Below are 23,872 nucleotides of genomic sequence, written 5' to 3'. Positions count from 1 at the left end.
TAAAAAAATTAACCTCGTTGAAAAAAATTTTTCTCTTTTTTCTTGTTGTTTTTTGTAGATTTCCGTAGATTGCATTTACATTTAATTCTGAAAAGAAAAAATAGTAGAAAAACAGAAAGGAGGGGGCTTGTTGATTTACTTCCACCAAGTAAATAAGCATTACGGAGACTTTCACGTCTTAAAAGATATTCATCTTACCATTGAACAAGGCGAAGTAGTCGTCATTATCGGTCCGTCTGGTTCTGGGAAAAGTACGTTAGTCCGCTGTATTAACCGCCTTGAAACGATCACAAGCGGGGAGCTCATCGTTGATGGCGTGAAAGTGAACGATAAAAACACCGATATTAATAAACTGCGCCGCAATATCGGCATGGTTTTTCAACATTTTAACTTATATCCGCATAAAACCGTCTTACAAAACATTACGCTTGCACCGATGAAAGTGCTTGGTGTGCCTGAAAAAGAAGCAAAAGAAACGGCGATGTACTATTTAGAAAAAGTTGGCATTCCTGATAAAGCGAACGCTTACCCAACAGCCTTGTCTGGCGGCCAACAACAGCGCGTCGCCATCGCTAGAGGACTAGCGATGAAACCGAAAATTATGCTATTTGACGAACCGACGTCCGCGCTTGACCCAGAAACAATCGGGGAAGTACTTGATGTTATGAAAACTCTTGCAAGAGAAGGAATGACAATGGTTGTCGTCACCCACGAAATGGGATTTGCGCGGGAAGTCGCTGATCGCATCGTCTTTATGGACCAAGGGAGAATTTTGGAAGAAGCACCACCAGAACAGTTTTTTGCCAATCCGAGCGAAGAACGGGCGCGTCTGTTTCTCAGCCGGATTTTAAATCATTAATTTAAAGGGGGAAATTTTTCATGTTCAAAACCGTTTGGAAAAAAATGATTGGGCTTGGGCTTGTCGCCATGCTCAGCGCCACTGCCTTAGTCGGCTGCAGCAGCGAAACAACGACAGAAAACAAAACCGACAACAAAAAAGAGCAAGCAGCAGAAACAACGTTGGACAAAATTAAAGAACGCGGCAAATTAGTTGTCGGCGTCAAATACGACCTCAACCTTTTCGGCTTAAAAAATCCGCAAACGGGCGAGGTAGAAGGATTTGATATTGACATCGCCAAAGGATTAGCGAAAAAAATTCTTGGCGATGAAAATAAAATTGAGCTAAAAGAAGTAACATCAAAAACACGTATCCCGATGCTAAACAACGGCGAAATTGATGCGATTATCGCGACAATGACAATTACCGAAGAACGGAAAAAAGAAGTTGACTTCTCTGACGTTTATTTCATGGCTGGACAATCGCTACTCGTCAAAAAAGATAGTAACATTAATAGCGTGAAAGACGTCAACAAAAAAGGCGTTACTGTGTTAACAGCGAAAGGCTCAACTTCGGCGCAAAACATTCGGGCAAAAGCGCCAGAGGCAACGGTGTTAGAGTTTGAAAACTACGCCGAAGCATTTACAGCACTTAAAGCAGGACAAGGCGACGCGCTCACAACAGACAATGCGTTGCTTTTCGGGATGGCGAAACAAGATCCAAACTTCCGCGTTGTCGATGAAACGTTCTCCGAAGAGCCGTACGGAATCGCTGTTCGCAAAGGCGATAAAGAATTGTTAGACGTCATTAACGAATATTTAAAAGAAATTAAAGCAAACGGCGAATACGATAAAATTTATGAAAAATGGATCGGCGAAAAGCCGAAGCAATAATAACGAAGTAACCGATGAGCGGATGTTTTTCCGCTCATCTCTTGTTAAGCGCAAAGGAGGGAACGCACCAAGATGCTCAACTATTCGATTCTTATCGAACATTGGGATATGTATATGCAAGGGTTTGCCAATACATTAAAGGCGAGTGTCCTCGCGTTAATCGGCAGTTTAGCGATCGGAACGGTAATGGCCGTTTTCCGCATCGCCCCGGTTCGCCCATTAAACTGGATCGGCGCTGCCTACGTCGAATTTATTCGCAATATCCCGCTTATTTTAATTGTGTTCGTCTTTTTCGTCGGTCTGCCTGCCATCGGCATTCGCTTTGATTCGTTCACCGCAGGTACGTTAGGGTTAACCGTTTATACGGCGGCGTTTATTGCCGAAGTCATTCGCGCTGGCATTCTTGCTGTTCCGAAAGGACAGATGGAAGCTGCGCGCTCATCGGGGCTGACGTATTTGCAGGCGATGTGGTATATCATTTTGCCGCAAGCGGTGAAAATCGTCATTCCGCCAATGGGCAACCAATTTATTAATCTTGTAAAAAACTCGTCTGTTCTCGGGGTCATTGCCGGACTTGATCTTATGTACTTCGGCGATTTAATTTCTTCAGAAACGTTTGTCACATTCGATGTTTATATTTTCGTTGCGATGTTTTATTTGCTTTTAACTATTCCGCTCAGTCTAGGCGTTGGTGCTCTCGAACGCCGTCTAGCTAGAAGTCGATAAAGGTGGGGTGAGAAATGGATTTTATCGGTGCATATGCTCCAGCTCATTTAAAGTTTTTGCTTGAAGGATTTGCGGTCACGCTTGAAGTCGCTTTTATCTCTATTTTATTTAGCTTTGCCATCGGCATTGTCATCGGGGTATTACGCTATAGTCGAATTCCTTTCGTTTCCCACATTCTTGCAATAGGAGTTGAAACGATTCGTAATCTGCCGTTATTGTTGATTATTTTCTTTACTTACTTTGCTCTTCCAGAAGTAGGATTCAAACTCGATAAATTTTATGCCGCGATTTTAGCGCTCGTAATCTTTGAATCGGCGATGTTATCAGAAATTGTGCGAAGCGGGCTGAACTCGATTGAAAAAGGGCAAATCGAAGCCGCACGGTCATCGGGACTCACCTATACGCAAACGCTATGGCATATTGTTCTGCCGCAAGCGTTGCGCCGTATGGTCCCACCGATTGTCGGGCAGTTTATTTCGCTTTTGAAAGATACATCGCTCGCTGTCGTCATTGCACTGCCAGAATTAATGAACCATGCGCAAATTATTAATGGAAGAAATGTAAACTATGTCATTCCGATTTTCTTATTAGTTGCGATTATGTATTTTATCGTCAACTATTCGCTCTCACTCATTTCTCGAAGACTCGAACATAAACATCTATAAATATTTCCTTAATCTCCGTTTCCTGTATAATAGGAAATGGGGATTCTCATTTTCATAGACAGAGGAGAAAATGATGCGCGAACGTATTGTAATATTACTGATCCTCACATTAGCTACTGCTTTTTTTGGAGAAATGAAAGTAAACCCATTTGGAAGCTCTTTCCGCTTTTCTTTAGGAAGCGCCGTCTTCTTTTTCGGTCTTATTTGGTTCCGTACGATTCCGACTGTATTAACTGGTCTTTTTACAGGTCTGTTTATTTTAGGATTTAGAGTTCTAATTGATATTGCGATGAGAGAAACGTTATGGTTCGATAGTTTACTCTCTCATTTACCAGCTGCTTTTTACTACGTTACCTTTGCTTTACTTGTGCGTATTTTGAAAATTCGTTCCTATATGGGGGTTCCGATCCGTGCAGCGCTGTTTGGAGCGGCCATTGATTTCGCTTCTAATATGGTTGAGTTGCTTATTCGCCAACTTATAGGTGAATCATTAATCATTACTCAAGAAATAGTTTTTATGTTACTTTTGTTCGGAATTTTACGAAGCTTCTGTGTTGTGGGGCTATATAACATTTTAACGTTCCAACATATGCAAGCTTTGGGAGAAGCGCGCAGACAAGAGCTCGAACGCCTTGTAATGATTAATGCAAGCCTTTATGAAGAAGCATTCTATTTACGTAAATCGATGAGTCATATGGAAGAAATTACAAGAAAAAGCTATGAGCTTTATATGCGTCTCATGGAGTCGGAAAAAGTAGAACCGAGCACCGCTCTCTATATTGCCGAACATGTACACGAAGTCAAAAAAGACTCTCAACGAATTTTAGCCGGTTTATCTGAGCTCATCAACCAAGAACAACTTGACTTGCGCCTTCCTATAACAGAACTTTGCGACATGGTCATTCGCACAAATGAAAAATATGCCGAACTTTTAGGAAAATCGATTCGCTTTCAAAAAGAATGCGATATCGACCTATCTACTAATCATGTATATGCCCTTCTTTCCGTATTGAATAATTTAGTAGCGAACGCAGTGGAAGCCATTCCGTCTTTTGGCTGGGTCGGTCTTCGCGTGGAACTCGAACGCGATGAGATCGTTTTTTACGTAACCGACTCCGGTCCTGGAATCCCCGAAGAAGACCGAGATTGGATCTTTCAACTCGGATTCACAACTAAATACGATGAACATGGCAATCCATCTACTGGAATTGGATTAACGCATGCTCAGGAAATTGTTCATAGTTTCAAGGGCCGTATACAGCTAACAGCTGATGAATACGGACGGACGCAATTTCAAGTAAAAATCCCTAGCCATCAACTATTTTGACAAGGAGGATGCCATGCGCTTTTTTCTTATTGAAGATGATGCGGTCGTACGAAAAATGTTGGAAAAAATTATTCATGAAAGCGGACTTGGCGAAATCGTGGGACAAGCGGAAGACGGGCTGCATGTATCGATCGATCAGCTATATTCTGTTGATGTAGTGCTCATTGACTTACTCATGCCGGGGCTTGACGGCATTCAAACGATAAAAAAATTACGAGCACAAGGATTTGCCGGCCCATTTGTGATGATTTCCCAAGTCGAAAACAAGGAAATGGTGGGGCAGGCGTATCTTCATGGCATCGACACATATATTCACAAACCAATCAATCGATATGAAGTGATCTCGGTCTTAAAAAGAGTTGCTGAATATATTTCGGTTGCCTCTTCGCTCGATTCGATCCGCCGTTTGCTACAAACGTTAGAAAAAAATAAAAACGGACACATTCCAGCTACAACATATAAAACAACACATACGGAACAGAAAGCAAGACAGCTTCTTCTTACGCTAGGCATTGCCGGAGAAGCAGGAGCATCTGATTTACTGTCGATTATGCAATGGCTAGAAGAACGGGAACGCCACGGTCAAGCCGCGCATGATTTGCCGCAGCTCAAAGAACTATATGCACAAATTCTTCAGTACGTTCACGGCATTTGCGATGAACAGTTGCTGCAAAAAGAAATGCGCGCAATGGAACAACGAATTCGCCGCATGGTCTTTCAAGCGTTTACTCACTTATCTTCGCTTGGTTTAGCCGACTACACAAATCCTACTTTCGAACACTTCGCCCCACGTTTGTTTGATTTCGAGGAAATCCGGCTCCGCATGCAGGAGCTCGAAGCTGGCGAGAAAGCGACGAAATGCCGGATTAATGTAAGAAAATTTTTAGCCGCTTTTTATATGGAAGTGAAAGGAGCATAGCGATTGCATATGCTCCTTTTCAACCCTTAACTTTACATAACATTTTTCTTGTCAACACAAATAAACTTTTTTCATTAGCCAAGCGAGCGACCGCTACTTTTCGCTAAACGCGATCTGGATGCCGATCCACCCTAACAGCAGCCCTTTCATCACGTTTATCCGCTTAGCAATAAAATGATTAGCAAGCAAGATATGTCGCAGTTTTTCGGAAAACACGCTGACCACCACAAAAATCAATAAAGCTTGAACGAGAAAAATGATCCCGAGAACAAACATTTGCAAGCTCACATGTCCTAATGATTTATTTACAAACTGCGGCAATAAGGCTAAAAAGAACAACGATACTTTCGGATTTAAAAGATTCATCAAAATCCCTTTTTTATAAAGCGCTCTATACTCTAAAGGCTTCTGATCGCCAATAACAAAGCCCACCTCTTTTTCTTTCCATGACTGCCATGCTAAATATAGCAAATAAGCAGCGCCGGCATATTTCACTACCGCAAACGCTAACGCCGACTGATAAACAAGCGCTGAAATACCAAGCGTAGCAGCGGTTATATGGACGATTAACCCCGAACAAAGCCCTAGCGCTGTAGCAATTCCTGCTTTCTTATTTTGTGAAATGCTTTGGGCGATCACAAATAAAATATCCGGTCCCGGCATGAGCGTCAATAAAATCGCCACACCTAAAAAAGACATCGTAAGAGTAAAATCCATGTATACCCTCCTCTGAGTAAATCAAACCCATTATTGATTACAGTTACTGTTCGAACCATTCGATTATGCGCATACTATCTCGATTAAACATCACCCCAATTATGTTTTATGTTTCAATTTTCTTTATTTTTAGTTAAAATGTATAAAGAAGTTGATACAATGTCAATGTCATATGACGAAAACGCATGATCAACAACACTAAACAATCCAAATGAGAAAAATGCGGTTGATGACTGTATCAGTTGATTGAAATGGATAAAATTGCAAATCATAAGAAGGTGAACATATGTTGGCAAAGTGGCTATTGAATTCCGATTACACAGTCGTGCTGACAGGGGCAGGAATGTCGACAGAAAGCGGATTGCCTGATTTTCGTTCAGCACAGAACGGATTATGGCAGAAAAAAATCCGCAACAATTAGCGAGCACTCATGCACTTGAGCACCATCGAGATGAGTTTATCTCTTTTTACCAATACCGCATTCGCACTCTTCAACAATGCCAACCGCATGCAGGACATGCCCTTTTAGCCGAATGGGAAAAACGAGGGATGATACAAAGCATTATTACACAGAATGTAGACGGTTTTCACCAACGAGCAGGCAGTGAAAACGTCATCGAGCTTCACGGATCGTTGAGATCGGTTCACTGTCAACGATGCCATCAAGTATATGAAAGCGATATATATCTTCGTGATGATTTTACTTGTACTTGCGGCGGGTTTTTGCGCCCGTCTGTTGTGTTATTCGGTGAATCACTGCCTATGGACGCGATGGAAAAGGCGTGGCTCGCTGCACAACAAGCAGAATTGTTCATCGTGTTAGGTTCTTCTTTGCAAGTATCGCCGGCCAACCAACTCCCGCTCATCGCCAAGAGAAATGGAGCCAAATTCGTTATCGTCAACATGGAACCGACAGAATTGGATGAATGGGCCGATATCGTCATCCACGAACGGAAAATCGGTGACGTTCTGCAAGAGATCAACAAGGAGTTGCAAAAAGAGCGACGATGATCGCACACGCTATCACCGCGACAGACGGGGCGGGCAACGGTTCAAAATTCGAAAAAGGAGAGTACATGACTCCCCTTTTTTATTTTATTTGCGCCAACGCTTCTGTAAGCGTTTGAACTAAAAACGAAAGATCTTCTTTCTCAATGGTCAACGGCGGTGACAACGTTAACACGTTATTAAATCCGGCTACCGTCGCGCCGTTTTTGCCGATGATCAATCCATTTTCTTTACAAATGCCAATGACTTTATTGACGAGCGATACATCGAGCGGCTCTTTTGTCTTTTTATCAACCACCAATTCAATCCCGATGAGCAAACCTTTGCCGCGCACATCGCCGACGTAAGGATGATCTTGCAATTTATGTTTTAGCTCATTTAGCAATTGTTCGCCGACTTCTTGCGAACGCTCGAACAATTTTTCCGTTTCCATGATTTCTAAATTTTTTAAAGCAAGTGCGCATGCGGCCGGATTGCCGCCGAACGTGTTAATATGGCGGAAATAGTCATATTCTTCCGTCCCTTTGAACGCTTCATAAATTTCTTTGCGGACAGCGGTAGCGGACAACGGCAAGTAAGCACTTGTAATCCCTTTCGCCATCGTAATGATGTCCGGCTTCACTCCGTCATGCATAAATCCAAACGGTTTGCCCGTCCGGCCGAAACCGCAAATGACTTCATCAACAATTAGCAACGCACCATGCTTTTCACATACTTCTTTCACCGCTTGCAAATATCCATCAGGCGGAATGAGCACTCCTCCCCCGGTAATGATCGGTTCCATAATCACCGCCGCAATCGTTTCACTTAACTCCCACGTCATAACATTGTCGATCGCTTTGACCGATTGCAAATCCCGCGGATGTTTCGCACGATCATCATCACGGTAGCTGTCCGGAGGGGCTACATGAATAAAGCCTAGTGCGAGCGGTTCATATTTGTACTTCCGCTGTGCCTGACCAGTGGCGGCCAGTGCCCCCAATGAATTGCCGTGATACGCCCGATAGCGGGAAATAATTTTATACCGGTGATAGTCGCCCTTTTGTTGATGGTATTGTCTCGCGATTTTGAACGCCGTTTCGTTCGCTTCCGACCCGCTGTTAGAAAAGAAAATGACATATTCATCGCCAAGAAGTTCGTTCAATTTCTCACCTAATTGAATCGCAGGCATATGGCTTTGCGTGAGCGGAAAATAAGCGAGCTTCTTTAATTGTTCGTAGGCTGCTTCCGCCAGTTCTTCTCGGCCATAACCGACGTTGACGCACCATAGGCCGGCCATGGCGTCCAAATATTTTTTTCCGGTATGATCCGTTACCCAGCATCCTTTCGCTTCCGTCACGACGAGCGTCGCCTGAGGGTTGTACGGCTTCATCGAATGCCATATATAGCGCTCATCTTTCGCAAGCAGCTGACTTTGGTCGGTTTGTACCATTATCATCCCTTCTTTCTTCACAAATTAAAAATCAAACCGAGATGTAATCATTTTCTTGCGTGTATAAAAATTCACCCCGTCTTTGCCGTTTACATGAAGGTCGCCGTAAAACGAATCTTTCCATCCAGAGAATGGGAAAAACGCCATCGTCGCCGGTACTCCGACATTGATTCCTAGCATTCCTGCGTCTGCTTCTTCGCGGAATTTACGGACGGCTTTCGCGTCTTTTGTATAAATTGTCGCACCGTTTCCGTACCGCGATTTGCGAATATACGCAAGCGCTTCGTCTAAATCTGCCGCGCGCAATAAGCTAAGGACAGGCGCAAAAATTTCTTCTTTTGCGATCGTCATATCCGGTGTTACGTGATCAAAAATCGTTGGACCGAGGAAGTTGCCTTTTGGCATTTCCTCCATTTCCTTTCTCCCATCCCGAATTAACGTTGCTCCTTCTTCAATTCCTTTTTCGATGTATCCCAACACTTTTTCGCGATGCGATTGGCGAATGACAGGAGTCAGCAATACCTCTTCATCCAAGCCGTTGCCGATAATCAATTCATCTGCCTTCTGTTTTAACACTTGCACAAACTTCTCGTTATTGCCGACCACGACGACCGCGCTACAAGCCATGCAACGCTGTCCGGCGCTGCCAAAAGCAGAGCTAATCACGTGCTCCGCCGCTAGTTCAATATCCGCATCCGGCATGACGATATGATGATTCTTCGCCCCTGAAAGCGCCTGTACACGTTTTCCTTTCGTAGCTGCCCGCTCATACACATATTTGGCGACCGGCTGCGAGCCGACAAAGGAAATCGCTTTAATGTCTTCATGGTCAATCAATGCATTTACAACATCATGCGCCCCATGCACGATATTAAGCACCCCTGCTGGCGCACCTGCTTCGGTAAACAACTCTGCTAATTTGTTTGCTAAAATCGGCGTGCGTTCGGACGGTTTAAGCACAAACGTATTTCCGCATGCAATCGCCAACGGAAACATCCAAAGCGGCACCATCATCGGAAAATTAAACGGTGTAATCCCCCCGACAACGCCTAACGGATAACGAAACATCTCTGAATCAATGTCTTCGGCAATCCCCGCTAACGACTCGCCCATCATTAAAGTCGGAGCGCCTGCGGCAAACTCGACGCATTCAATACCGCGCTGAATCTCACCGTATGCTTCTTTATATGCTTTACCGTTTTCTAGAACGACAAGTTTGGCTAATTCTTCATGATGCTCATTTAACAAATGGTGAAATTTGAACATGATGCGTGCCCGTTTCGGAACCGGAGTATTTTTCCACGTTTCAAATGCTTTTTTCGCCGCTTGAACAGCCTTCTCTACATCTTCTTTTGTTGAAATCGGAACTTTTGCCAACACTTCTCCTGTTGCCGGATTCGGAACTTCCAACGTTTCTGTTCCGCTCGATTCCACCCATTGTCCGTTAATAAAGTTTTTTAAAACAGTTGTTTCGCTCTTCGTAACTGCCATCATAGTCCCCCCTATTGGCTTAAGATGTACTAAAATTATCTCTCAGTTTGTAAAGGCATTCATTAGACATAATGTAAAAATTGTATCCATACCCATTCCACAATATGACAATCCTTCTTAACTTTATGACTACAAAATAAAAACTCTCCTACTTTTTTGTAGAAGAGTGCTATTGCTCACGGCTTGCTGCTAAATATTCATATGCCTGAATCATCAATTCAATCGCTAACCGCTTTTCCGGCTTCATAAAATCCGCTCCTAATAACTGCTGTAGCTTTTGAATGCGATGATAGAGCGTTTGCCTCACGACAAATAATCGTTCGGCCGTTTCTTTTTTCGAACCATTGCACGCTAAATACACTTTTAGCGTCTCCATTAATTGGCCATTATGCTTTTTGTCATATTGAATCACCGGTTCTAAATATTCCATGACGATTTCGTGCAAATCACCGTATTGATGAATTAAGGAAATAATTCGCGCCGTATGCAAGTCTTCATAAAAGCAGCTCGTGGCTTTTTTCCCGAGATGATGTTGAATTTTATTCGTTTCAAGGGCAGTTTGATAGCTTTTATTAATAAGAGAGAGGTTTTCGACAAATTTCCCGACACCGAATAAAAAACATGGCTCTTTTTTCGTGCGAATAAAATCTGATTCCATTAAACGTTGAAAGCCTTCTTGCATGCGTGTTTTCCATGTTTTTATACTACGTTTGTTCAACATAATAAAAATGATGCTGTTGCGTAGATCGACAGAAAATATATAAAACCCTTGTTGTTCAAAAATCGTTCGAAATAACAATTTAAAATATGTGAGATCAAGATTAGTGTGTTGTTTCAACGATTTGAATTTGCAAATGCTGACACATCCGCCTTTTGGTTTTAATTCTGGGTCATGGTCTGCTAAATAGTCAGAAATCGCTTGAATGCTATGTTCTCCTTCTAACCAGCCTTTTAGCCATTCTTGTTCTTGCATTCGCTTTTTTTCTTCGACATATAAATCGCGCAACAAATGTTGAGCAATAGCGGTCGCGGTCCTATCTAAAATAAGAAGGGCAAATTCGTTTATTTCTTGCTGTAGCGAAACGATGGATAACTCTGCGTATTCGTTGCTAAAAAGTTGAATCGATTGAGAAGCAGCCTGTTTAGATGGCTGTGCTAAATGCTCAAGCAGCTGCATTTTCTTTTTACCCGGGCATTCCGGTACAAACTCCGCTTCTTTTCCATTGATTCGGAAAATCACTTGATGACCTAAATAATGGTGCAAAAACTTCAAAATTTCATGATAGTGGTCAATCGACAACAATTTTTTGTTCAGTTGCTGAGAGTATGCTTCTAAATTCGAGATCATTTGATAATGCTGGCTAATCAAATATGTATGAATATCTTGGGTAATTTCCACAAACGGAACTTCTTTTAAAAAGAGAATGAGCGGGAAGTGGTGTTCATCAGCCAGCCGAATCACTTCTTGCGGAATAGAAGAAGTGTAAGTCCCTATTTCGATGCACAATCCAGAGGCGTCACATTCAATCAGCTGCTGCAAAAAAGAGAGAAACAGCGATTCGTTCTCCTTCCAGCCTACGCCAGTAGACAAAATCAATTCTTTCCCATTTAACAGTTTATTAATTTTGGTGACTTCTACGACATGCACCCATTTCACCGTTCGATTTAACCCTTGATGGCCTGCTATTATTTGAGTGTGTTCAAAATGCTTCCTTTTCAACACATCGAAAACGGTAAATTGAAAATGTTCGTGCATTCCTTCCCCCCCTTTACCGATCCCTTTATAATAATTATTCATTGCAAAATCATGGATTCCTGCTAAGGGAAAAAAGGCATCGGTGAATTATTCCTGTTCCCTTTTTCAACTATTGATTAATCGAAATATAGATTTGTATTTCCTTCATCATCAACTCGAATTGTTCCTGGTCTTGAAAATCGTCACTGCTCCAATTCGCTATAATCTAGTGCACTAGTTCTTACGGTGTATTGAATACTTCCCCGCTCGTATTTGCCGTTGTCCTCATCGATCGTCACTTCACACAGGAACGCGCCATCTTTTGCTTGTAAAAAACTCCACGACCATTCATCTTCATTCGTTTCTTAAATATTGGCTTATCAATGTGTAAAATCCTGTAATCATCTTTTTTATACATCTAGTTGCCATTTCATGATATAATATTAAGTCGTAAATAATCGATGAACAGGAGGTGAAATGGGATGACGGAGCAGCTTCTTCAGCAAATTCTTGATACGCTCAATGTTGTCAAAACAAAAGTGGAGTCGCTTGAAGCTGGACAAAAACGATTGGAAGAAAGACAAACACGGCTCGAGCAATCTTTCGCTCGACTCGAAGAAAGACAAACACGGCTTGAGCAATCTTTCGCTCGACTCGAAGAAAGACAAACACGGCTTGAGCAATCTTTCGCTCGACTCGAAGAAAGGCAAACACGGCTCGAGCAATCTTTCACTCGACTCGAAGAAAGGCAAACGCGGTTGGAAGAAAGACAAACAAAATTAGAAACAACTCAAAAATCTTTGCAGGCTGGACAAGAAGAATTATATGCGCTCGTTCAGGCGCTTATGCATCGGCAAGATGAAACAGATGCAAAACTAGAGGCATTAAGCATGGATATGCACAAACTTCACGGGAAAGTGGAAAAAAATACAGAGTTATTACATGAACTTCTTGAAAGCCATAAATCGATTTACGAACTTTTAGGTGAACATGAAGTAGCTATTCGCACATTGAAAAAAAGAAGATCTGTTTAACAAAAATTTCGTCATCATTTTCCACGTTCAAAAGATATTTTTGCCGTGGTGCTAGACAACCATCGAAAACGTTAATGACCTGTATACTCTCATTCATTCGCGGTCAATCAACTAGCACCCCATTTGTTTTTCATAAAAACATTCGGGAATGCCCGATCGCTATTCTCTATCGATCACTCATTTTTTCTAACAATGCATCTCCTGTTTTGCTGATCGAACGTATGCAATAATGTGCGCGTTGTTGCACATCCATTCCCGTTTTCTCATAAAAACAAAACGAGAGCAATACTACAAATACCGATCGCCAGCTTTGATCCTAACACGGCGAAAGTATCCAACCATCTCCACGTGCGAAAGTATTTTCATAACGCTTCATCTAAAGAAAGCGCTGAACCGTTATGAATAGCCAGCCATATTCCCATAAAAAAAGACCCTACAGACAGCGCCAGCCAACGTTTATTCATCATATTTCCACTCTTTTACAATATCAGAAATTCCATAGTCAATGATTTCATTCATTGAATCTAAAACAAATATCGTGTAATATACTTGTTAGGGTATAAAAGGAGGGACAAGAGATGAGTGGACATCGATTTCACGTAAACAAAGCGGATCGTTTGCTGCAACCGGCTCGCTACGAATTGTTGCAGCCCGAGAAGCGGATCGAGGAATTCGGCATTCAAAAAGAGGATGTCATCGCTGACTTAGGCGCAGGCAACGGCTTTTTCACTTTGCCTATGGCTGCTCGGTCACAAAAGGTATATGCGGTAGACATCGAACCAAAAATGCTGCAGTTATTGAAACAGCGTGCTGATGAACAACAACTAAGAAATATTGAGTTGGTTGAAAGCAGTTTGGACAATATTCGTTTAGAAGACCACTCGATCGATAAAGCGCTAGCAGCGTTCGTGTTGCATGAAGTTCCACATTTAGACAAAACATTCGCAGAAATCAAACGGATTTTAAAACCAAACGGAACGTTATATATTATCGAATGGGAAGCTGTCCAATCAGAGATGGGGCCTCCGCTTCACGAGCGAATTGGTTCAAACACGCTAGCACAAGTGGTAAAGTCACACGGATTTACTGTCGAAGCACTTCATCTACACTCATCATTTTATGTTCTGATAGCGAAATGAGGAAGCTGCTCATGAAAAAATTTGCTCTTTTTTTAATTAGCTTACTGCTAGCGACTGGTTGTTCTACGAAATCCGGTTACATAGACGTATCTGTCGATGAAGCTGAAAAAATGATTGCCGATGGAAAAGTCGAAGTCATTGATGTAAGAACAGAAGAAGAATTTACATCCGGGCATATTCCAAACGCAAAGTTAATCCCGTTGCAACAACTGCAAAACAAGCTCCATGAACTGGATAAAAACAAGTCCTATTTAATCGTTTGCCGTTCTGGAAACCGGTCTACACAGGCAAGCAACATCCTCGTCAAAGAAGGATTTTTCCACGTATACAATATGAGCGGTGGCATGAATGAGTGGAAAGGTGCAATTGAACAATAAAAAACCGAGACGAACAGTGACATGCGCTGTTCGTCTCGGTTTTTCCTTCCGTAGGCATAATATTTAGTACACGAAACGATGCGAAACATACTATATCAAAAGAAGGGAAGGAAAAACATGTATCCTATGCCTTATTACCAACCGCAATCATTCCTGCAATATCCACAGTCCGAAATGTCGGCGCATCAACAAATCAAACAGCCTCTTTACCCTCATAAACAGCATTGAACCTTTCGTGAAATATGATCTGAAAGAAGCACAAGCGACTTCTTATGAACATGCATGAACAGAAGCCACCGCCACGACTTATTTAATCGGTAGAGGATTTGACCCACAAACAGCATACGCCATTGTTGAGCCTTGGGAAACGAACGAAATGTTTTAGCATGGCAACAAAAACAAGAGGGAGAACTTCTCCCTCTTCTCTCTTACCAAATCATAAAACGCATGTTTACGGCAAATTCGTCGTTCCCATTAAGAAGCGGTCTACTTCTCTCGCTGCTTCCCGTCCTTCGTGAATAGCCCATACGACTAAGCTTTGACCTCTTCTTGCATCCCCTGCTGCAAAAACCCCTTCTACATTTGTTGTATATTTTCCGTAAGGAGCTTTTATTTTCTTGTTTACGGTTTCTACACCGAACTGCTCTAAAACAGGCTGTTCTGGTCCTTCAAAACCGATGGCAATAAATACAAGATCACAAGGCCAAATTTTTTCCGTTCCAGGGATTTCTTTAAACGTCACTTTACCGCTTTCATCGACCGTTTTTTCCATTTGAATCGTATGAAGCTCTTTTACTTTTCCGTTTTCGTCCCCGACAATTTTTTTCGTTTGAATGCAATATTGGCGAGGATCGTCACCGAATTTGGCCTTTGCTTCTTCATACGCATAATCGAGCGTGAAAATGAGCGGAAATTGCGGCCAAGGGTTATCCTCTGTCCGCTTCTCCGGCAGTGCAGGGTGCTTGCCGAATTGAACGACGCTTTTGCATTTTTGTCTTAGCGCCGTAGCGACACAATCCGCTCCTGTATCACCACCACCAATAACGATCACATGCTTATCTTTCGCATCAATAAAATTCCCATCTTTAAAGTTCGAATCAAGCAAACTCTTCGTTACAGCCGTTAAATAGTCCATAGCAAAGTGTATGCCATCTAATTCTCTTCCTTCAATAACAAGATCACGTTGTTTTTGTGCGCCTGTGCATAATACAACGGCATCATATTGTGAACGGAGTTCTTCTGCGGTAATATCTTTTCCGATTTCCGTATTTGTCACAAATGAAATTCCTTCTTCCTCTAACAGACGGACTCTCCGCTCAATCACTTCTTTTTCAAGTTTCATATTTGGAATGCCATACATCAATAACCCACCAATGCGGTCAGCCCGTTCATAGACCGTTACCGAATGCCCGGCTTGATTCAATTGATCGGCGCAAGCAAGACCGGCAGGCCCTGATCCGACAATCGCCACCTTTTTCCCCGTTCGCTTTTTTGGAATTCTCGGTTGAATCCATCCTTCCGCAAATCCTTTATCAATAATCGCCCGCTCAATGCCTTTAATGGCGACCGCCGGATCAGAAATCGCTACCGTACAGGAACCTTCGCATGGAGCCGGACAAACTCTTCCTGTAAATTCTGGGAAATTGTTCGTTTTTAAAAGGCGATCTAATGCCTCTTTCCATCTGCCGCGATACACTAAATCGTTCCATTCAGGAATTAAATTATGAATCGGACAGCCAGATGTTAAACCGTTCAATTCCATCCCCATATGACAGAAAGGAGTCCCGCAGTCCATACAGCGGGCACCTTGTCTGGCAAGCGTTTCATCGGAAAACGGCAACGTATATTCCTTCCAATCACCAAGGCGGGAAAGCGGTTTACGTTTCACTTCTTCTTCGCGCGCATATTCGATAAACCCTGTCGCTTTTCCCATTGTCGGTCTCCCTCCTCTTCCGCTGTGTGAAGGCGGCCGCTTATTTCGCGACCGCTTCTAGCTTCGGTTCGTTTGTTATCGCTTTTTTTTGTTTCGCAACGGTTTCAAATGCGGCAAACACCGCTTTTTCTTTTGACAAACCGGAACGCTCCATTTTCTCGATCGTTTCGATCATCAATTTATAGTTTCTTGGAATTACTTTGACAAATTTTCTGACGAACTGATCCCAATGTGCCAATATATGAGCCGCTTTCGGACTTCCTGTATATTGATAGTGCTTCGAAATCATTTCATACACTTCTCTGATTTCCTGTTCATCTTCAAGCGATTCGAACAGCACCATCTCCCGGTTCGCTGTCCGCGCAAATTGCTCTTCATTGTCAGCTAACACATAGGCGATACCGCCAGACATCCCTGCCGCAAAGTTTTTGCCGACAGATCCGAGAATGACGACGCGGCCTCCCGTCATATATTCACAGCCGTGATCGCCTACTCCTTCGACAACGGCATTTACCCCACTGTTTCTGACGCAAAATCTTTCGCCCGCACGTCCGCGAATGTATGCTTCCCCGGATGTCGCTCCATAAAACGCCACATTCCCAATAATCACGTTATCACCTGAAGCAAAAGACGCTTCTTCAGGCGGAAGGACGATTACTTTTCCTCCAGAAAGCCCTTTGCCGATGTAATCATTCGCATCGCCGACAAGAGTCATCGTCATTCCTTTTGGCACGAATGCGGCAAAGCTTTGACCGGCAGAACCTTTGAAATGAAGGCGAATCGTATCTTCCGGAAGCCCCTCTTCTCCGTAACGCTTCGAAATTTCGCTTCCGACAATCGCGCCGACCGTACGATTCACATTGCGAATATCAAGATGCAGCTCCACTTTTTCCATGTGCTCTAACGCTGGAGCGACAGCTGGTAAAAGTTCATTGTAATCAAGCGATTCTTCGATTTTATGATGTTGCGGACGAGAGAATGTGCGTACGCCATTCACTTGATACAACAAGCGGGATAAATCTAAATGCTTTGCTTTCCAATGTTGTTTCGCCCGCTCGCTCACCTTTAATACGTCGACTCTTCCCACCATTTCTTCCACCGTCCGGAATCCGAGCTGCGCCATGATTTCCCGAACTTCTTGAGCGACAAAATACATAAAATTCACAACGTGCCCCGGTTTGCCCATAAATTTCTCGCGCAATTCCGGATTTTGCGTCGCAACGCCGACAGGACATGTATCCAAGTGGCACACGCGCATCATGACGCAACCTAGCACGACAAGCGGTGCCGTCGCAAACCCGAATTCTTCCGCACCGAACAACGCAGCCATCACGACATCTCTGCCTGTCATCAGCTTACCGTCCGTTTCCAACACGACGCGGTCGCGCAAGCCGTTCAACATTAACGTTTGATGCGTTTCGGCAAGGCCGAGCTCCCATGGAAGTCCCGCATGTTTAATACTCGTCTTCGGCGACGCTCCTGTACCGCCGTCATAGCCACTAATGACGATGATGTCCGCAGCACCTTTCGCTACGCCAGCGGCAATCGTTCCAACGCCTGCCTTGGATACAAGCTTTACGCTAATGCGCGCATTTCGATTGGCATTTTTTAAATCGTAAATGAGTTGTGCTAAATCTTCAATCGAATAAATATCATGGTGCGGAGGCGGTGAAATTAATTCAACGCCAGGCGTAGAACCGCGCACTTTTCCTACCCAAGGATAGACTTTATTACCAGGCAGTTGCCCTCCTTCGCCAGGCTTTGCCCCTTGCGCCATTTTAATTTGCAGTTCATCGGCGTTCACTAAATAATGGCTTTTTACACCAAAACGGCCAGAAGCGACTTGCTTAATCGCACTTCTGCGGAAGTCTCCGTTTTCGTCTGGAACGTAACGGCTCGGATCTTCTCCACCTTCGCCGCTGTTGCTTTTTCCGCCGATGCGGTTCATCGCAATCGCAAGCGCTTCATGAGCTTCTTGGCTGATCGAACCGTAGGACATCGCTCCTGTTTTAAAGCGGCGCACAATCGATTCTACCGGTTCTACTTCTTCAAGCGGAATCGGTTTTCTCGTTTCATCAAACTCAAACAAATTTCGCAAAAACGTTAAACTTTCTTCATTAGCTAGTTTTGAATATTGCTTAAAGAGCTGATAATCATTTTTCCGGCACGCCCATTGGAGCATATGAATCGTCTTCGGATTGAAGGCATGATGTTCTCCGTTTCTTCTCCATTGAAACTCGCTGCCGGAATCTAACGTTTCATCCGGATATGTCGTTTGGAACGCCGCCTCATGGCGCATTTTTGCTTCTTTGGCAATCTCGTTTAAACCAATTCCGCCAATTTGCGAAGCCGTTCCGGTGAAATATTGTTCGATGACGTCTTCTCCGATACCGACCGCTTCAAAAATTTGCGCGCCACGATAGCTTTGCACGGTGGAAATGCCCATTTTTGACATGACTTTTACTACGCCATCTGTGACTGCTTTTTTATATTTGCTCACCGCCTCTTCATACGTGAGCGAAACCGTTTCTTTCTCTACAGCATTCCGAATCGTTTCAAGCGCTAAATACGGATTGACAGCATCCGCACCGTATCCGATTAACGCAGCGAAATGGTGAACTTCCCGCGCTTCACCGCATTCGGCAATAATGCTGGCATTCGTGCGCGTCCCTTTTCGGATCAAATATTGATGAAGGGCACTAACCGCAAGCAATGTCGGAATCGCTACGTGCTTATCGTCTACACCGCGGTCAGACAAGACAAGAAGCACTGCACCGTCTTCCATCGCCCGGTCAGCTGCCTGGCAAAGTTGATCGAGCGCTTCTTTTAAATCATCCGTAAACAATGTCGGAATCGTGACAGAGCGGAACTCCGGATACGGATTCGCTTTTAACGCCGCAAGCTCTTCGTTTGAAAGAATCGGTGAATCTAAACGAATGCGGCGGGCAGCCGTTGCATCCGGATGAAGGATGTTTCCTTCTTTTCCGAGCAGCGTCATCGTTGATGTGACGATATATTCACGAATCGAATCGATCGGCGGATTCGTCACTTGTGCAAACAATTGTTTAAAATAGTTAAACAAGCTTTGTGGACGATCAGACAAAACCGCAAGCGGTGCATCGTTCCCCATCGCGCCGACCGGATCTTTTCCGTCTTGTACCATCGCTAACATCGTTTTTTCCACGTCTTCATATGTGTAGCCGAACGCTTTTTGTAGTTTCGTAACATCCTTCACTCGCTCTGTCTGCTCTGGAATATCAAGATCATCAAGCGATATCATCTGTTCGTCGAGCCATTTGCGATACGGCTTTTCTTTGGCGATTTCCGCCTTCATTTCCTCATCGGAAATGATTCTTCCTTGTTCCAAATCAATGAGCAACATTTTTCCAGGGCTTAGGCGGTCTTTGTACAGCACGTTTTCCGGAGCAACGTCAATCACACCGACTTCTGATGAGAAAATAATATAATCGTCTTTCGTGACATAATACCGTGCCGGTCTTAACCCGTTGCGGTCCAAAATCGCTCCGATTTGTTTTCCGTCTGTAAATGCAATGGCTGTTGGACCGTCCCAAGGCTCCATTAAACAGCTATGATACTCGTAAAACGCTTTTTTCTCATCATCCATTTCACGATCCCAAAACCACGGTTCCGGTATGAGCATCATCGCTGCGTGAGCTAATTTTTTCCCAGCCAACACGAAAAATTCAAACGCGTTATCTAAAATGGACGAATCGCTTCCGTTCATGTCTAAAATTGGGGTAATTTTTTGCAAATCGTCCCCAAAAAGTTCAGAAGCAAATTGCTTTTCCCGAGCCGCCATCCAGTTGACATTGCCCCGGAGTGTATTAATCTCACCATTATGAATGAGGTACCGGTTTGGGTGAGCTCTTTCCCAGCTAGGGAACGTGTTCGTACTAAAGCGAGAGTGAACGAGCGCAAAAGCCGATTGAAAACGTTCATCTTGAAGATCAACGTAAAATTCATCGAGCTGCTCTGGCGTTAATAATCCTTTATAAACAATCGTACGGCTCGAAAGGCTTGCGAAATAAAATTCGCTGTTTGGCGCCAGCTTTTCCGCTTGTTTCCGAATCACATACAATTTTCGCTCAAAAGCAAGCGTATCTTGCAAATCGTCGCTCGCTCCAATAAACACTTGACGAATGAACGGCTTGCTTTGTTTGGCAAGTTTTCCAAGTTTTTCGATATTAACAGGTACCGTTCTCCATCCTAATAACGTTTGCCCTTCTTGTTGAATGATTTGGTTAATTTCATTTTCATAATACGTCCGTTCTTGTTCGTTTTCTGGTAAAAATACCATACCAATGCCATACCGACCTTTTGACGGAAGCTTCATTTCTCCACAAACCGCTTGAAAATATTCGTGCGGAATTTGCACCATAATGCCCGCGCCGTCTCCCGTCTCAGGGTCGCTTCCTTGTCCGCCGCGGTGCTCTAATTGACGAAGCATATGAAGTCCTTTTTTCACAATATCATGCGATCGCTTCCCTTTTAGATGGGCATATAAACCGATTCCACATGCATCATGCTCAAATTCAGGACGGTAGAGACCTTGCGCTTTCGGTAGTCCATCGTATTTCATCTGTCTTCTCCCCCATTCCTTTCACCGTTAAAGTCTGTAATTGTAATTGTAGTTTTCAAAATTCATATAAACAATATATAATTAAGATTAAATCAATCTCATTTTGAGATTAATAAAAAGGAGGGGGCCGCGTGGAACTAAGACAACTGAAATATTTTGTGGAAGTAGCCAAAAGAGAGCACGTTTCCGAAGCAGCGGAAATGCTTCATGTCGCCCAGTCGGCGATCAGTCGGCAAATTGCGAATTTAGAAGATGAGTTGGGCGTTGAGTTGTTTGAGAGGGAAGGACGGAATGTGAAACTGACTCCGGTTGGCCGCTATTTTCTACCGCATGCAGAAACGGTATTGCGAGCGGTTGATTATGCCAAGCAGCAAATCGAAGAATATTTAGATCCTGAACGTGGAACGATTAAAATTGGCTTCCCGACTAGTTTGGCTAGCCATACGATGCCGATGGTCATTTCCGCCTTTAAAGATGAGCATCCGAATGTCAAATTTCATTTACGGCAAGGTTCCTATAAATTTTTAATCGAGGCGGTGAAAAAACGGGAAATTGACTTGGCCTTTCTCGGACCTGTGCCAACCGAAGACAAGGAAATTAAAGGAGAGATTTTGTTCATCGAATCGTTTGCTGTGCTTTTGCCGCTCCATCACCGTTTTGCCAAGCGAAAAAGCTTAACATTAAATGAGCTGCGTGACGAACCATTTGTCACGTTTCCAGAAGGATATATTTTGCATAAAATTGTGCTTGATGCATGTAGGCAGGCCGGATTTTCCCCGATCATTTCATCGGAAGGCGAAGATTTAGACGCGATTAAAGGGCTCGTTTCTGCCGGTATCGGCATCACACTGCTTCCTGAAAATACGTTTTACGATACAATGCCTCGCTTTACCGTAAAAATTCCGATTGAAATGCCGGAAGTGAAGCGAAATGTCGGGATCATCATCTCCAATCAACACGACCTCGCTCCGTCTGTCAAAGTATTTTATGAATTTGTAAAACAGTTTTTCTCTGTTTTAGAAAGATATAGATGAAAGATAGTGAAAGAGAGCCAACGTACTACAAATGGCTCTCTATGTTCCAATCGTTTTAATGGATTACGACAGCTTGACAACCGTTCGGCCGCGCAGTTTTCCTTTTAAAATGTTAGAAAGTGCTTCTGGCAACTGTTCGAGAGTGATTTCTTGCGCAATGGCATCTAGCAATTGCTCTGGTTTCAAATCATTAGCCATACGCTCCCAAATTTTTAACCGCAATTCCATCGGACAGTACACTGAATCAATGCCAAGCAAATTCACGCCGCGCAAAATAAACGGAAATACCGTTGTCGGCACATCGGTTCCTCCAGTGAGCCCGCTTACAGCGACCGATCCACCATATTGAATGCGGCTCAATACAGTGGCAAGCGTTCGCCCACCAACTGGGTCAACAGCAGCCGCCCAATATTGTTTATCTAACGGTCGAATTTGCTCAAGGCAAACCTCTTCCCGTGAGAGAATTTCTTTCGCACCAAGCTTGCGCAAATATTCATGTTCTGTTTCCTTCCCCGTACTAGCAACGACGTTATACCCTCGTTTAGCCAACATCGCTACCGCTAAACTTCCAACTCCTCCCGTCGCACCAGTGACGAGCACTTTGCCTTTTTCGGGAGACAATCCGTTTTCTTCTAAGCGGTGAATCGACAAGGCGGCTGTAAATCCAGCTGTCCCTAACACCATCGCTTCCTTCAACGTCAATCCTTTTGGAAGCGGAACAACCCAGTCGCTAGGAATACGAGCGTATTCGCTGTAACCACCGAAATGGGAAACTCCGATTTCATAGCTTGTCGCAATCACTTCGTCCCCTTCTTGAAAGCGAGGGTCTTTCGAAGAAACGACAACTCCTGCAAGGTCGATCCCTGGAATAAATGGATACGTTTTGACAATTTTCCCGTTAGGAATGCTCGCTAAGCCGTCTTTATAATTGACGCTCGAATAAGCGACTTGAATGACGACATCGCCTTCCGGAAGATCATTCATTGAAACTGTCTGCACTTTCACCGTAAAATCGGTTTCTGTTTTGTTGACGACTAATGCTCGAAATTCGTTCACACAATATCCCCCTCTAAGTTTTTCCATATTCTTAGCTTAACAATAACAAAATTGTTCTGTGGCAGCAAAATATTTTATACTTAGTGTTGCACCTTCTGTCATGTAAGTGTATAACAAAAAACGGCTCGGCATATCCTATACCGAGCTATTTTTTATTGTTCGCTGTATCCAAGCCTTGCCGAGATTTGTTGGCCGATGTGTCGCATGTGAGCTTGAAGTTGTTCGAGCCGCTCGTCTGTCATGCGGATTGTTGGGCCTGACACGCTCACTGCCGCAATGACGTTTCCGGAATGGTCAAAAATCGGGACAGCGATGCAGCGAATCCCGTACTCATTTTCCTCTAAATCAAGCGCGTAGCCTTTTTGCCTCACCGCAGCAAGTTCATTCAAAAACACTTCTTTGTCCGTAATCGTTTGATCGGTATGCTGCGGCATTCCTTTTCGATCCAAAATATCAAGCACAACAGGCAAAGGCAAGTAAGCCAAAATAGCTTTCCCGACTGCTGTACAATGCATCGGTGCCCGCTTTCCGACTTTTGAATGCATGCGCAACGTTTCCGTTCCTTCCAGTTTTTCGATATAAATGACTTCCCCTTGATCATATACCACAAGGTGAACGACTTCGTTTGTTGCCTTCTCCAGCTCCCGCAAATACGGCTTTGCTTCGGCCCGTAAATCAATCGACTCTAGCAGTTTTGAACTCATCTCGAGAAACTTATACCCAAGTTTATATCGTTCTGTTTCTTCGTCCTGCTCAATATAGCCGTGTTGAACAAGCGTCGATAAAATACGGTATACAGAACTTTTATTAATATCCATCTGCCTTGCAATCTCAGTAACACCTAAACCGTCTTTTTTCGAGCTGACGATTTCGATAATCCACAACGCCCGGCTAACCGATTTAACCATATTCTCTTTTTCCAATCCCGTTCACTCCTTGCACAACATC

The 23,872-nt window shown here is 43.6% G+C and carries 18 protein-coding genes and 1 pseudogene; 11 read left to right on the top strand and 8 right to left on the bottom strand.

Annotation, left to right across the window (positions count from 1 at the left end; genetic code table 11):
• Positions 1 to 130: 130 nt before the first annotated feature.
• The 6 genes from M4I42_RS05760 to M4I42_RS05735 all read left to right on the top strand — a co-directional run bounded on the left by M4I42_RS05760 (position 131) and on the right by M4I42_RS05735 (position 5,368).
• Positions 131 to 859, top strand: coding sequence for an amino acid ABC transporter ATP-binding protein (locus M4I42_RS05760; protein ID WP_268851275.1), 729 nt, complete (start codon positions 131 to 133; stop codon positions 857 to 859).
• A 20-nt stretch (positions 860 to 879) separates the two neighbouring features.
• Positions 880 to 1,731 (top strand): ABC transporter substrate-binding protein, encoded by an 852-nt coding sequence (locus tag M4I42_RS05755; protein WP_183182868.1) that lies wholly within the window; start codon positions 880 to 882, stop codon positions 1,729 to 1,731.
• Positions 1,732 to 1,803: 72 nt separating this feature from the next.
• Positions 1,804 to 2,457 (top strand): amino acid ABC transporter permease, encoded by a 654-nt coding sequence (locus tag M4I42_RS05750; protein WP_268851274.1) that lies wholly within the window; start codon positions 1,804 to 1,806, stop codon positions 2,455 to 2,457.
• 14 nt (positions 2,458 to 2,471) lie between these two features.
• The gene (locus tag M4I42_RS05745; protein ID WP_268851273.1) at positions 2,472 to 3,122 is read left to right on the top strand and encodes an amino acid ABC transporter permease; all 651 of its coding nucleotides are present in this window, start codon (positions 2,472 to 2,474) and stop codon (positions 3,120 to 3,122) included.
• Between the two features lie 73 nt (positions 3,123 to 3,195).
• A complete protein-coding gene (locus M4I42_RS05740) occupies positions 3,196 to 4,449 on the top strand; it encodes a sensor histidine kinase (protein WP_268851272.1) in 1,254 nt (417 codons plus the stop codon).
• 13 nt (positions 4,450 to 4,462) lie between these two features.
• Positions 4,463 to 5,368 (top strand): response regulator, encoded by a 906-nt coding sequence (locus M4I42_RS05735; RefSeq protein ID WP_268851271.1) that lies wholly within the window; start codon positions 4,463 to 4,465, stop codon positions 5,366 to 5,368.
• Between the two features lie 93 nt (positions 5,369 to 5,461).
• On the opposite strand, the gene M4I42_RS05730 is transcribed toward M4I42_RS05735, so the two are convergent.
• Complete coding sequence (locus M4I42_RS05730) at positions 5,462 to 6,085, bottom strand: LysE family translocator (protein ID WP_268851270.1); 624 nt, start codon at positions 6,083 to 6,085, stop codon at positions 5,462 to 5,464.
• A 286-nt stretch (positions 6,086 to 6,371) separates the two neighbouring features.
• Here M4I42_RS05730 and M4I42_RS05725 point away from each other — a divergent pair.
• Positions 6,372 to 7,096: pseudogene (locus M4I42_RS05725) on the top strand (NAD-dependent deacylase).
• A 79-nt stretch (positions 7,097 to 7,175) separates the two neighbouring features.
• Here M4I42_RS05725 and M4I42_RS05720 read toward each other — a convergent pair.
• The 3 genes from M4I42_RS05720 to M4I42_RS05710 all read right to left on the bottom strand — a co-directional run bounded on the left by M4I42_RS05720 (position 7,176) and on the right by M4I42_RS05710 (position 11,772).
• Complete coding sequence (locus M4I42_RS05720; protein WP_268851269.1) at positions 7,176 to 8,525, bottom strand: aspartate aminotransferase family protein; 1,350 nt, start codon at positions 8,523 to 8,525, stop codon at positions 7,176 to 7,178.
• 24 nt (positions 8,526 to 8,549) lie between these two features.
• Positions 8,550 to 10,016: a CoA-acylating methylmalonate-semialdehyde dehydrogenase gene (locus M4I42_RS05715; protein WP_268851268.1), complete on the bottom strand. Its 1,467-nt coding sequence runs from the start codon at positions 10,014 to 10,016 to the stop codon at positions 8,550 to 8,552.
• 169 nt (positions 10,017 to 10,185) lie between these two features.
• A complete protein-coding gene (locus M4I42_RS05710; RefSeq protein ID WP_268851267.1) occupies positions 10,186 to 11,772 on the bottom strand; it encodes a PucR family transcriptional regulator in 1,587 nt (528 codons plus the stop codon).
• Between the two features lie 461 nt (positions 11,773 to 12,233).
• Here M4I42_RS05710 and M4I42_RS05705 point away from each other — a divergent pair, with 461 nt between their 5' ends.
• From M4I42_RS05705 to M4I42_RS05695, 3 genes are all read left to right on the top strand, one after another.
• A complete protein-coding gene (locus tag M4I42_RS05705; RefSeq protein WP_268851266.1) occupies positions 12,234 to 12,785 on the top strand; it encodes a hypothetical protein in 552 nt (183 codons plus the stop codon).
• A 578-nt stretch (positions 12,786 to 13,363) separates the two neighbouring features.
• Positions 13,364 to 13,924, top strand: coding sequence for a class I SAM-dependent methyltransferase (locus M4I42_RS05700; RefSeq protein ID WP_268851265.1), 561 nt, complete (start codon positions 13,364 to 13,366; stop codon positions 13,922 to 13,924).
• An 11-nt stretch (positions 13,925 to 13,935) separates the two neighbouring features.
• A complete protein-coding gene (locus tag M4I42_RS05695) occupies positions 13,936 to 14,301 on the top strand; it encodes a rhodanese-like domain-containing protein (RefSeq protein WP_268851264.1) in 366 nt (121 codons plus the stop codon).
• A gap of 451 nt (positions 14,302 to 14,752) precedes the next feature.
• On the opposite strand, the gene M4I42_RS05690 is transcribed toward M4I42_RS05695, so the two are convergent.
• Positions 14,753 to 16,234 carry a glutamate synthase subunit beta gene (locus M4I42_RS05690; protein ID WP_268851263.1) on the bottom strand — a complete coding sequence of 494 codons (1,482 nt, stop codon included), beginning with the start codon at positions 16,232 to 16,234 and terminating at the stop codon, positions 14,753 to 14,755.
• Between the two features lie 40 nt (positions 16,235 to 16,274).
• Complete coding sequence (gltB, locus tag M4I42_RS05685) at positions 16,275 to 20,834, bottom strand: glutamate synthase large subunit (RefSeq protein WP_268851262.1); 4,560 nt, start codon at positions 20,832 to 20,834, stop codon at positions 16,275 to 16,277.
• Positions 20,835 to 20,965: 131 nt separating this feature from the next.
• On the opposite strand from gltB, the gene M4I42_RS05680 reads away from it, so the two are divergent.
• On the top strand, positions 20,966 to 21,868 hold the full coding sequence (locus tag M4I42_RS05680) for a LysR family transcriptional regulator (RefSeq protein WP_268851261.1): 903 nt from the start codon (positions 20,966 to 20,968) through the stop codon (positions 21,866 to 21,868).
• 63 nt (positions 21,869 to 21,931) lie between these two features.
• Here M4I42_RS05680 and M4I42_RS05675 read toward each other — a convergent pair whose 3' ends face one another.
• Positions 21,932 to 22,951: an NADPH:quinone oxidoreductase family protein gene (locus M4I42_RS05675; RefSeq protein WP_268851260.1), complete on the bottom strand. Its 1,020-nt coding sequence runs from the start codon at positions 22,949 to 22,951 to the stop codon at positions 21,932 to 21,934.
• A gap of 125 nt (positions 22,952 to 23,076) precedes the next feature.
• Positions 23,077 to 23,847, bottom strand: coding sequence for an IclR family transcriptional regulator (locus M4I42_RS05670; protein WP_268851259.1), 771 nt, complete (start codon positions 23,845 to 23,847; stop codon positions 23,077 to 23,079).
• Between the last annotated feature and the right edge of the window lie 25 nt (positions 23,848 to 23,872).

Origin of the sequence: Anoxybacillus sp. J5B_2022 (genome assembly GCF_026847645.1) — a bacterium.
GTDB lineage: Bacteria > Bacillota > Bacilli > Bacillales > Anoxybacillaceae > Anoxybacteroides.
This window is presented reverse-complemented; position numbering and strand designations above follow the sequence as displayed.

Bases quoted from the DNA above. Each gene is read 5' to 3' on its own strand.
- M4I42_RS05750 (WP_268851274.1), top strand. From the start codon at position 1,804: ATGCTCAACTATTCGATTCTTATCGAACATTGGGATATGTATATGCAA.
- M4I42_RS05675 (WP_268851260.1), bottom strand. From the start codon at position 22,951: ATGGAAAAACTTAGAGGGGGATATTGTGTGAACGAATTTCGAGCATTA.
- M4I42_RS05755 (WP_183182868.1), top strand. From the start codon at position 880: ATGTTCAAAACCGTTTGGAAAAAAATGATTGGGCTTGGGCTTGTCGCC.
- M4I42_RS05690 (WP_268851263.1), bottom strand. From the start codon at position 16,234: ATGGGAAAAGCGACAGGGTTTATCGAATATGCGCGCGAAGAAGAAGTG.
- M4I42_RS05700 (WP_268851265.1), top strand. From the start codon at position 13,364: ATGAGTGGACATCGATTTCACGTAAACAAAGCGGATCGTTTGCTGCAA.
- M4I42_RS05720 (WP_268851269.1), bottom strand. From the start codon at position 8,525: ATGGTACAAACCGACCAAAGTCAGCTGCTTGCGAAAGATGAGCGCTAT.
- M4I42_RS05695 (WP_268851264.1), top strand. From the start codon at position 13,936: ATGAAAAAATTTGCTCTTTTTTTAATTAGCTTACTGCTAGCGACTGGT.
- M4I42_RS05735 (WP_268851271.1), top strand. From the start codon at position 4,463: ATGCGCTTTTTTCTTATTGAAGATGATGCGGTCGTACGAAAAATGTTG.
- M4I42_RS05710 (WP_268851267.1), bottom strand. From the start codon at position 11,772: ATGCACGAACATTTTCAATTTACCGTTTTCGATGTGTTGAAAAGGAAG.
- M4I42_RS05705 (WP_268851266.1), top strand. From the start codon at position 12,234: ATGACGGAGCAGCTTCTTCAGCAAATTCTTGATACGCTCAATGTTGTC.
- M4I42_RS05715 (WP_268851268.1), bottom strand. From the start codon at position 10,016: ATGGCAGTTACGAAGAGCGAAACAACTGTTTTAAAAAACTTTATTAAC.
- gltB (WP_268851262.1), bottom strand. From the start codon at position 20,834: ATGAAATACGATGGACTACCGAAAGCGCAAGGTCTCTACCGTCCTGAA.
- M4I42_RS05745 (WP_268851273.1), top strand. From the start codon at position 2,472: ATGGATTTTATCGGTGCATATGCTCCAGCTCATTTAAAGTTTTTGCTT.
- M4I42_RS05740 (WP_268851272.1), top strand. From the start codon at position 3,196: ATGCGCGAACGTATTGTAATATTACTGATCCTCACATTAGCTACTGCT.
- M4I42_RS05730 (WP_268851270.1), bottom strand. From the start codon at position 6,085: ATGGATTTTACTCTTACGATGTCTTTTTTAGGTGTGGCGATTTTATTG.